Source organism: Pseudomonas sp. TWI628 (assembly GCF_039673865.1).
Classification (GTDB): domain Bacteria; phylum Pseudomonadota; class Gammaproteobacteria; order Pseudomonadales; family Pseudomonadaceae; genus Aquipseudomonas.
The window spans coordinates 1-9,339 of sequence record NZ_JBDJMM010000057.1 but is presented as its reverse complement, the minus strand read 5'-3'; the positions used below and the strand labels follow the sequence as shown (position 1 = coordinate 9,339).

The window sequence follows — 9,339 nt, the reverse complement described above, 5'->3', positions numbered from 1 at the left end:
CAATTTGCGGTTCTGTACGGAGATCGGTTCATCAGGCCGACCTGGTGAAAATCAGGGCCTGCCTAACGGCAGGCCGTTACCGGCCCGCACACAAAAAATCTGACAGTCCCAGCGCCGCCCGCGCGGCGCATCGCGGATAAATCCGCTCCTACAGTTTGTTTCGGGCCAGTCCCTCCTGTGAGGTCACCGCTGTCCGCCTTGGTTGTCCCATTCGTAAAAGACCGGCACAGGCTTACACGGCAATCCGCTCAATCCAGCGAGGCCGCGCCGCCGGCAGATGCGGCACTGCATCGAGCAGGGCTCGGGTATAGGCATGACGCGGCTGCCCGAGCACCTGCGCCACCGCCCCTTGCTCCACTACCCTGCCCCCTTGCATCACCAGCACCTGATCACTGACCTGCTCCACCACCCCAAGGTCATGTGAGATGAACAGACAAGCCAGGTTCAACTCCGCCTTGAGCTCCGCCAGCAACGCCAGAATCCGCGCCTGCACCGACACATCCAGCGCCGACACCGGCTCATCCAGCACCAGCACCTTGGGCTTCATCGCCAGCGCCCGGGCAATCGCGATGCGCTGGCGCTGCCCGCCCGACAATTCCAGCGGCCGACGGTCAAGCAGGCCCACCGGCAACTGCACCCGCTCCAGCAACGCAACCGCCTCGGTACGTTGCAACCCACGCGGCACACCCGCCTGAGCCAACGCTTCGGCCAGCACCCGCAGCACGGTATAGCGCGGGTCGAACGAGGCCAGCGGGTCCTGGAACACCACTTGAATGCCCTGCCGGGCCTGGCGCTGCTGCGCAGCGGAAAGCGCCAGCCAGTCCTGCCCGGCCAAGTGCACACTGCCCTGTTCCGGCCGCTCCAGCCCCAGCAGGATGCGGCCTAGCGTGCTCTTGCCAGAGCCAGATTCGCCGACCACACCGAGGGTCTGCCCGGCGCGCAATTGCAGGGATACATCGCTCAGCACCTGACGCGACTGGCCATCCGGCCCGACGAAAGCCTTGTGTAGGCCACGCGCCTCCAACACCACCGGTTGCTCGTCCACCGTCTCCTCCACCAGCGCCAGCGCCGGCACTGTCGGACGCTGGAAATGCACTGCCCGCGCTGCGCTCAGCAGGCGTTGGGTATAAGGCTCCTGCGGGTCCTGCAGGATCTGTTCGACCGTGCCCTGCTCCACCACCACGCCATGGCGCATCACCGCCACCCAGTCGGCCAGGCGCGCGACCACGGCCAGGTCGTGGCTGACCATCAGCAGGCTGTTGTCACGTGCGCGCAGGTGTTCCAGCAGGTCGAGGATCTGCGCCTGCACCGTGGCGTCCAGCGCGGTAGTGGGCTCGTCGGCGATCAACAGGCGCGGCCGGCAGGCGATGGCCGAAGCAATCAAGGCGCGCTGGCGCAGGCCTCCAGACAACTGCCACGGGTATTGCCGGGCGCGGACTTCGGGCTCAGGCACACCGACCTGGCGCAGCAGTTCGAGCACGCGCAAGCGACGCTGTTCGGCGGCCAGGTCGGTGTGCAACAGCAACGGTTCTTCGATCTCGGCGCCTACGCGCCGCAATGGGTCGAGTGAACCGAGCGCATCCTGCATGACGAAGCCAATGCGCCCACCGCGCAAGCGCTGCCAGTCAGCCTCGCCAAGCCGGCATAGGTCCTGCCCGGCAAACGCCAGCCGCTGTGCCTGCACCTGAGCGCCGGCCCCGGTCAGGCCGACCAGCGTGCGGGCCGTCACACTCTTGCCTGAGCCCGATTCGCCCACCAGCGCCAGGCACTGCCCGGCGCGCAGTTGCAGGTCGACGCCGTGCACAACCGGCACGCCGTTGAAGCTCACGCGCAGGTCGCGGATGTCCACCAAGGGTGCCGGGTGCTGTTCGAAGATGCTCATGGGTTTCTGCCCTCGCTACGGCGCAGCCAATCTCGGCCGATGACGGTGATGGAAATGACGGTCAGGGTGATCGCCAACGCCGGCCAGGCCATCAGCCAGGGTGCGTTGGCCATGAAGTTGCGCGCCACGGCCATCATCGCGCCCCACTCCGGCGCGGGCGGTGGTGCGCCGAAGCCGAGGAAGCTCAACGCGGCGGCGGCGGTGATCGCGCCGCCCAGGCCGATGCAGGCCAGGATCAGCACTGGCTGCACGGCGTTGGGCAGCACGTGGGCCAGCACCACCGCCGAGCGTCTGCGGCCCAGCGTGACGGCGGCCTCGACGAAGCCGGCGTGGCGGATGGTCAGGGCCTGGGCGCGGACCAGGCGGGCATAGCGCGGCACCGAGGCGATGCCCACGGCGAGGATCAGGTTGCTGGTGCCTTGGCCGAACAGGGTGATGATGACCAGCGCCAGCAGCAGGTCGGGGAACGCCAGCAGCACATCGACGGCGCGCATCAGCAGGTTGTCCAGCCAGGCGGGAGCCAGGCCTGCGAGCAGGCCGAGCGACGTGCCCAGGCCAAGGCCGACCAGGGTGGCGGCCAGGCCAATGCAGAGCGATGGGCGGGTGCCGTGGATCAGGCGGCTGAGCACGTCGCGGCCGTTTTCGTCAGTGCCGAGCCAGAAGGTGCTGTTGGGTGGGAGGTAGGCCAGGCGGGCGTCGGCGGCCAGGGGGTCGGTTGAGGATAGCCAACTGGGGAAGGCTACGGCCAGCAGGAGCAGGGCCAGGATGAACCAGGCCAGCGTAATGCCTGGGCGAACCTGCCAGGTGTGGGTCACGATGGGGGGTGTCAATGTAATCGCGTTCATGTCGGTCCTTCTGTTGTCGCCTGTGCCCCGCGAACAAGGGTTACGGTGCCGGGTTGGGGATGCGGCGGTGCACGGCCTGGACCTCGGCCAGCACCTCTTCGGTGAGCTGCACGTCCAACGCACTCAAGTTCTCCTGCAATTGCAGCAAGCTGGTCTGCCCAGTGATCGCACTGGCCACGAACGGCTGGCGAATCACGAACGCCAAGGCCAGTTGCGCCGGTGTCAGCCCATGCTCCCGCGCAATCTGCACATAGCTGCCGATGGCGCTGTTGGCCTCCTCGCTGCCATAACGATTGAACGTGCGATACACCGACGACAACCGTGCCCCCTCAGGCCTGGTGCCGTTCAGGTACTTGCCAGTCAGTGCCCCGAATGCCAGCGGCGAGTAGGCAAGCAGGCTGACCCCTTCGCGATGGCTGAACTCCGAGAGCCCGTTCTCGTACAGGCGGTTCAGCAGGCTGTAGGGGTTCTGGATGCTGGCGATGCGCGCCAGGCCCTGGTCCTCGCTGTGCCGCAGGAACTGCGCCACGCCCCACGGGGTTTCGTTGGACACGCCGATATGGCGCACCTTGCCGGCATTGACCTGTTCGTCGAGCACCGCGAGGGTTTCTTCGATGGCGGCCGTTTCCGGGTGGTCATCGGCATAGGGGTATTCGCGGATGCCGAAGAAGTTGCTGGTGCGGTCGGGCCAATGCAGCTGGTAGAGGTCCAGGTAATCGGTGTTCAAACGGCGCAGGCTGCCTTCCAGGGCAGCGACAATGTTCTTGCGGTCGTGGTGCGACAGGCCATCGCGGATATGCGCCTGGCCGCCGGGATCACGCGCCGGGCCGGCGATCTTGCTGGCGAGGATGAGCGTGTCACGGTTACTGCGGGCCTTGATCCAATTGCCGAGGTAGCGCTCGGTGGTGGTCCAGGTTTCGGCGCGGGTGGGCGTGGGATACATCTCGGCGGTGTCGATGAAATTGATGCCCGCAGCGATGGCGGCGTCCAGTTGCTGGTGGGCGTCCTGTTCGGTGTTCTGGTGGCCCCAGGTCATGGTGCCGAGGCTGAGCAGGCTGACCTGGAGGTTGGTGTGACCGAGGGGGCGGTAGCGCATTGGAAATCTCCTGAGAAAGGTGTTTGGACTACGCGGCAAACTGGTTCACGGCCTTGGGCAGGCCCAGGTGCTCGCGCAGAGTGGTGCCGGTGTACTCGGTGCGGAACAGCCCGCGTTTCTGCAGCAGCGGCACCACCTCCTCGACGAACACCCGCGCGCCGGACGGGAACATGTCGGGCATGATGTTGAAGCCATCGCCCGCGCCCGCCAGGAACCACTCGGCCAAGGTCTCGGCGACCTGTTCCGGAGTCCCCACGGCCAGCCGATGCCCGACCAGGATCCGCCGTGACAATTGGCGAATGGTCAGGTTCTCGCTACGCGCCAGGTTCAGCTGGGCCTCCAAAAAGCCGTGCGACCCCCGCTCGAAGTCCGCCACCGCGCCAATCCGTTCCCACGGCAACGGCGCATCCGGGTCCAGTTCGCGGGCGTCGATGCCAATACGCCCCGCTACCTGCTGCAACAGGCCATGCTCGCCATGCCAGGCATTGAGCTCGTCAAAGCGCGCATGGGCCTCGGCCTCGGTGCTGCCGATCACGGTCGACAGGCCGGGCATGATCTTCAGGTGCTGCGGGTCACGCCCCCACGCCTTGGCACGGGCTTTCATCTCTTGGTAGAACGCCTGGCCGTCGGCCAAGGTGGTCTGGGTGGTGAAGATCGCGTCGGCATAGCGCGAACCGAGTGCCTTGCCGCCTTCGGACGAACCGGCCTGCACCAGCACCGGCCGGCCCTGGGGCGAGCGCGGCAGGTTCAGTGGGCCCTTGACCTGAAAGTGCTTGCCCTGGAAGTCCAGGGTGTGAACCTTGCGCGGGTCAGCGAAGCGGCCCGCGGCGCGGTCGCCGATGATCGCGTCATCTTCCCAGCTGTCCCACAGCTTCAGGGTCACGTCGACGAACTCTTCGGCACGCCCGTAGCGGTCCACGTGCAAGGGCGCGCCGGCCAGGCCGAAGTTCTGCGCCGCTGCGTCACCGGCATTGGTGACCACGTTCCAGGCCGCGCGGCCGCCGCTGATATGGTCCAGCGAGGCGATGCGCCGGGCCAGGTTGAACGGCTCGTTGTAGGTACTGGAGCAGGTGGCGATCACGCCGATGCGCTCGGTGGCGGCGGCCACGGCGGTCAGCAGCACGGTCGGCTCCAGGCGCCCGCCGGGTTGCGCGGACACATCCGGCGGCAGCGCCGGGCCGTCGGCGAGGAAGATCGCATCCAGGCAACCGCGCTCGGAAATGCGCGCTATGTCGCGGTAGTAGTTGACGTCGATGTAGGCATCGAGTGCCGCCTCGCCCTGGCGCCAGGCGCCGGAATGCGAGCCGAAGCCGAGGATGTTCATGCCCAGGCTCATCTGTTTGCTGCTCATGCGGGGTCTCCTGATCAGACTGCGCTGGCTTCGTCGCCACTGCCCTGCCCTTGGCTGGCGGCAGCATGGCGAGCGCGCCAGGCCTGGGCCGGGCTGATGCCATTGAGGTAGTAGTCGCCCAGCGCCTGCTCGCGGTAGATCGCCGGGTTGTGCGAGGCCAGGGTGCGGGCGTTGCGCCAGTGGCGGTCGAGGCGCCGGGTAGTGCTGGTGGCCGAGGCGCCGCCGACCTCGAACAGCAAGGTGCTGGCTTGCAGCACTTGCGGCAGGACGATCTGCTGGGCCTGGAAGGTGTGGATCTCGGCGTCGGTGTACAGCTGCTCGGGCACCTCGCCCTGCTGCCCCGCTTCGAACACCGCCTGCAGGCTCTGGCCCACGGCTGCCACTTGGGCCTCGGCGGCGAACGCCAGGCTCGACAGCCGACCGACTACCGCCTGCACCAGCGGGTCGGCGGCCGGTTGCGATTGCCCAGGTACACCGAAGGCACGGGTGCGGCCCTGGACGAAGGCCACGGCATCGGCCAACACCGCGCGGCTGATGCCCGCCAGCGTCGCCAGGTGTACCGCCTGATAGAACGCTGTGAGGTAGGATTCGGCGCGCAACTCACCCTTGGCGAAGCGGCGCAACAGGTGCTCCGGCTGAACCTTCACCTGGGTAAAGCGCGTGGTACCGCTGCCAGTCAGGCGCTGGCCGAAGCCATCCCAATCATCGACCCGCTCCACGCCCGGCGCATGGGTTGGCACCGCCAGGCTGACGAAGTCGTCGCCGTGGTTGGCCACCGCCGCGACCCAGTCGGCGTAGAGGGTGCCGGTGCAGTAATACTTCTCACCGTCCAGGCGGTAACCGCCCTCACCTTCACTGAGCTGCACGGTATTGCCGGTGCTGTCGGTGCGCTCGGCCATGGCCGCGCCCCACAGTTCACCGGCCACCACGCGGGCGAACCAGTAGTCTTGGGAGGCCGCGTCATTGGACGACAGGCGCCCTTCGACAAAGCCGAAGTGGGCGCGGAAGATCTGCGGCAGGTTGGAATCGGCCTGGCCCAGGCGCACCAGCTGGCGCAGCAACTGCGGCAAGGTCGCGCCAAGGCCACCGTGGCTACGGGGAACGCGCAGGGCACCCAGGCCGGCTTCGCGCAGCCAGGCCACCGGCTCATGGGCCAGGGTGCGCTGCTGCTCGCGGGCCACCGCACCTTCGGCAATGCGCGCGTAGATCGGCGCAAGGCGCTCATCCAGTTCAGCGTCGGTAATCGGGGTTTGACTCATGACAGTTCCTTTTTGGTGAATTCAGGGGCGCGCGGTACGCGGGTCGATGGCTTGGGTCGCCAGGTCCACCAGCAGGTTGACCAGCACGTACATGCCGGCGGCGAGCAAGGTCACGCCGAGCACCAGCGGCACATCCTTGGTGGCGGTGGCGTCGAGCATCAGCCGGCCCATGCCTTGCCGGCCAAACAGCAGTTCCAGCACCACGGCACCACCGAGCAAGCTGGCGAACACGTAGCCGGCCAGGGTCACCAGCGGCACCAGGGCGTGGCGCAGGGCATGGCGCAGACGCACGGCGGTGTCACCCATGCCGCGGGCGCGGGCCTGGGTGATGAAAGGTTGCTCCAGCACCTGCTCCAGTGACTGGCGCAGCACCTGGGCCAGCACCGCCGCGATCGGCAGCGCCAGGGCCAGGCTCGGCAGCAGCAGCGAGCGCCAACCGCTCGAACCGGACGGCGGCAGTACATGGAAGTAGAAGGCGAAGGCCAGCAGCAGCACGGTACCGATGACGAAGTTGGGCGCCGACGACAGCACCAGCTCGATGCCCGACACCAGCGCCCGCAGGCGTCGCCCACGGTTGGCGGTGAGCAGCGCCGAGGCCAGCGCCAGCAGCACCGCCAGCACCGCCGCACTGCTGGCCAGGGCCAGGGTTGCGCCGGCCTGTTCGGCAATCGCCTGGCCGACCGGAATGCGCAGCCGGTACGACTCGCCCAACTCACCCTTGGCCAGGCGCAGCAGGTAATGGCCGTACTGCACCCACAGGGGTTGATCGAGGCCGTATCCGGCACGCACCTGGGCCAGCAGCGCTTCGCTCGGCATGGCGTCCGGGCCACCGAGAATTGCCAGTGCGGTGTCGCCGCCGCTGTGCTGCATGCCGAGGAAGGTCAGGCTGGCCGCCGCCCACAGCACGATCACGCCGTCACGCAGGCGGCGCAGCAAGGTCGCCAACAGTTTCATGGTTGCTCCTTCGCCAGCCACACGCTGGTGAACAGGGGTACGTTGTGCGAGCCATCGAACAGCACGCCGCCGACCTCGTTGCGGTAGGCCAGGAGCATCTGGCTTTCCACCGAGGGCACCGCCGGCACGGTCTCGCCCAGGCGCTGCTGGGCCTGGCGATACAGCACGCGCCGCTGTGCCAGGTCGGTGCTGCGCCGGGCTTCACCGAGCAGCTGATCGAGCTGGGCGTCGCGGAAGTGGCCGACGTTCTGGCCGATCATCCGGGCGCTGGGGATCGACTGGCTGTGGTAGAGGATGTACAGGCCGTCGGCGGTATTGGTGTGCCAGTAGCCGCCGCCGAGGGCATCGAAGTTGCCGCGGTAACGCAGCTCCATGACCTTGCTGATCGGCAGCAGCTCGATGCGCAGGTCGAAGCCGACCTTGCGCAGGTCCGCCTGGGCGGCCACCGAGACATTGGCCGGGAACGCCGGGTTGTCGTAGGTCAGCATGGTCGCCCCGAGGCGCTGGCCGTCGCGGGTGCGATAACCCTCGGCATCGCGCCCGGTCCAGCCGGCGGCATCCAGCAGGCGGCCCGCTGCGGCGGGGTCGAACGCCAGCGCATCGCGTGCCAGCGGGTCGTAGCCGGGGGTGTTCACGGCGAGAAAGTCACCTTTGGCCAGGTACTCGCCGAAGCCGGAGATCCACGCCAGGCCATCGCGGTCGATGGCCTTGGCCACGGCCTGGCGCACCCGCACGTCATCGAACGGCACACGCTCGACGTTGAAGGTGATGCTGCGCATCGGGTTGCCCTTGCGGATGCGGTTGCGCAGGGTCAGCTGCGAGTTGGCGCGGATCGCCGCCGCATTTTGTGCCGGGGCGTCCAGGGCCATGTCGTTATCGGCGGCTTCCAGCGAGGTGTAGCGGATCATCGCTTCGGGCACGTAGCTCAACTCGATGCCGTCGAGGTAGGCCTCGCCTTGGTGGTTGATCGCCGGTGGCGCCCAGTGGTAGCCCGGGCGGCGGGCGAAGCTGGCGCGCTGGTCACGCACCCAGCCGGTCAGCACGAACGGCCCGGTGCCGATCGGCTGGCTGGCGATGGTCGCGGGCGCCTCGATAATCTGCCGCGGCGAGATCATCCCCAGCCAGGCTTGCGACAGCACATCGAGAAACGGCGCATAGGGTGCGCTCAACGTGGCCTCGAAGGTGAATTCATCAACCACCCGGCCCTGCAGGTACGGTGCGATGTAGGCAGCGGCCAGCGGCGACTTGGTCTTCGGGTCGCGCATGTGTTCGAGGTTGACGCGCACCGCTTCGGCGTCGAAGCGCTCGCCGTCGCTGAAGGTGACGTCGTCACGCAGGTGGAAGGTGTAGGTCAGGCCATCGGCGCTGATATCCCAGCTTTTGGCCAGCCACGGCGTGAGGGTACCGTCCTCGGCCTGGTACACCAGGCAATCGAACAGGATGCGGCCCATCCACTGCATGTTGCCGTTGGACAACGCATGGATATCGAAGCTGCCGGCGTCGGTCGCCGCCGACACGCGCAAGGTGCCGCCGCGCTGGCCGGCCTGCTGTTCTACGAAGTCGCTGGCCGGGTAGCGCATCACGCCGCTCACTGCGCTGACCGCTTCGCCCTTTAGGCTATTTTGGGTTTGCGGGGGCGTGGCGGGTGAACACGCGGCAACTAACAGCGCACTGGTCAACAGGCATAGACTGAATAAGCGGGAATTTGGCTGCACAGCAGGGCCTTTATATAGACGGCTACATAAAGGGCTACTGCAGTTGTCGTGCCAGCCTCCTTTCCACGTGTTTACGGGGCGTCAGCAACTTCCCAAACACGCCAACCGGACAAACTGCCCACCGACTGTTGGAATCCAGACAGTCAGGCAGTGCAGTGCCCTGTGGGAGCGGGTTTACCCGCGAATGCGGCGGTGGCCATTCCAGAGCATTCGCGGGTAAACCCGCTCCCACAGGGT

The 9,339-nt window shown here is 67.3% G+C and carries 7 protein-coding genes; all 7 read right to left on the bottom strand.

What is annotated here, in order from left to right; all coding sequences use genetic code 11:
• Positions 1-232 precede the first annotated feature (232 nt).
• From ABE528_RS27190 to ABE528_RS27160, 7 genes are read right to left on the bottom strand one after another with little or no spacing between them, the layout of a single operon-like run.
• Complete coding sequence (locus tag ABE528_RS27190) at positions 233-1,882, bottom strand: ABC transporter ATP-binding protein (protein WP_346654616.1); 1,650 nt, start codon at positions 1,880-1,882, stop codon at positions 233-235.
• Positions 1,879-2,727, bottom strand: a complete 849-nt coding sequence (locus ABE528_RS27185) for an ABC transporter permease (protein ID WP_346654615.1) — start codon at positions 2,725-2,727, stop codon at positions 1,879-1,881. Before ABE528_RS27185 ends, ABE528_RS27190 begins: the two co-directional genes overlap by 4 nt.
• Before the next feature lie 40 nt (positions 2,728-2,767).
• The gene (locus tag ABE528_RS27180) at positions 2,768-3,823 is read right to left on the bottom strand and encodes an NADP(H)-dependent aldo-keto reductase (protein ID WP_346654614.1); all 1,056 of its coding nucleotides are present in this window, start codon (positions 3,821-3,823) and stop codon (positions 2,768-2,770) included.
• A gap of 28 nt (positions 3,824-3,851) precedes the next feature.
• The gene (locus tag ABE528_RS27175; protein ID WP_346654613.1) at positions 3,852-5,174 is read right to left on the bottom strand and encodes an LLM class flavin-dependent oxidoreductase; all 1,323 of its coding nucleotides are present in this window, start codon (positions 5,172-5,174) and stop codon (positions 3,852-3,854) included.
• Between the two features lie 14 nt (positions 5,175-5,188).
• A complete protein-coding gene (locus ABE528_RS27170; protein WP_152958781.1) occupies positions 5,189-6,433 on the bottom strand; it encodes an acyl-CoA dehydrogenase family protein in 1,245 nt (414 codons plus the stop codon).
• Between the two features lie 21 nt (positions 6,434-6,454).
• Positions 6,455-7,387, bottom strand: coding sequence for an ABC transporter permease (locus ABE528_RS27165; protein WP_346654612.1), 933 nt, complete (start codon positions 7,385-7,387; stop codon positions 6,455-6,457).
• On the bottom strand, positions 7,384-8,967 hold the full coding sequence (locus tag ABE528_RS27160) for an ABC transporter substrate-binding protein (protein ID WP_346654617.1): 1,584 nt from the start codon (positions 8,965-8,967) through the stop codon (positions 7,384-7,386). The genes ABE528_RS27165 and ABE528_RS27160 overlap by 4 nt, the downstream gene beginning before the upstream one ends.
• Positions 8,968-9,339 lie beyond the last annotated feature (372 nt).